This is a genomic window from Autumnicola edwardsiae (assembly GCF_031846505.1).
GTDB lineage: Bacteria > Bacteroidota > Bacteroidia > Flavobacteriales > Flavobacteriaceae > Autumnicola > Autumnicola edwardsiae.
In genome coordinates this window covers 1-679 of record NZ_JAVRHP010000283.1, presented here as the reverse complement: position 1 = coordinate 679, position 679 = coordinate 1, and the positions used below count along the sequence as shown (strand labels likewise).

Below are 679 nucleotides of genomic sequence, written 5' to 3'. Positions count from 1 at the left end.
GCATCAAAATAATTTTCGCCTGTATTGACGTTCTTTTTCTCAAGTAAAATATCCGTATCAAAGCCTTCATTGAAGCCATTAAAATAGCCATTGGTCAGTTGCTCAATCCCTCTCGCTTCAAGCGGAAGAAATTCCATTCTACGGCTATTGTTGATAAAGGAAACCGAATCACTTACTGCACCGATAAAACGTTGCACGGTATCATCGAGTTCCCTGATAATACTTTTGGAAACCTTTCGGAACGGGTTGACATATTTGGGACTGTTAAGCGCTTTGTTCTTGGTCAGGATAAAGAACAGGAAACAGCGGTGCTCCATATATTCGCGCCCTTTAAAATGGTCGTGGGTGGCCTTTTCCAAAAAGGTTTTATTGGGAAGTTGTTCCGGAGAGTAGGATTTTTTCAAATAAATATCCTGTTTATGGATTACCGTACCCACGGGTAATGACTTCAAAGCCTGAAACCAAGCTCCGTGCATATCCTCAAAATCTTTTTCGGATAAGGAATAAATCTCGGGCAAGTTGCCTTCGTAACATAAGACTACGTTGCCATTGTTGGCAAAAATGATATTGTCCTGAATATCCGCGATGGGTCGGTATGCCGAAAGGTTAATCTTGTTCATAATCGATGCCGGAGTTTCTTTTGTTACTGATGATTTTAGGGAATGCCTTCGCTATCTGG

Annotated in this window: 1 protein-coding gene; it reads right to left on the bottom strand. The window is 41.2% G+C overall.

Features of this window, described 5'->3' with window-relative positions:
• Positions 1-620, bottom strand: a 620-nt coding sequence (locus tag RM529_RS17665) for a DUF3875 domain-containing protein (RefSeq protein WP_311486045.1), incomplete at its 3' end; no start/stop codon positions are given.
• Between the last annotated feature and the right edge of the window lie 59 nt (positions 621-679).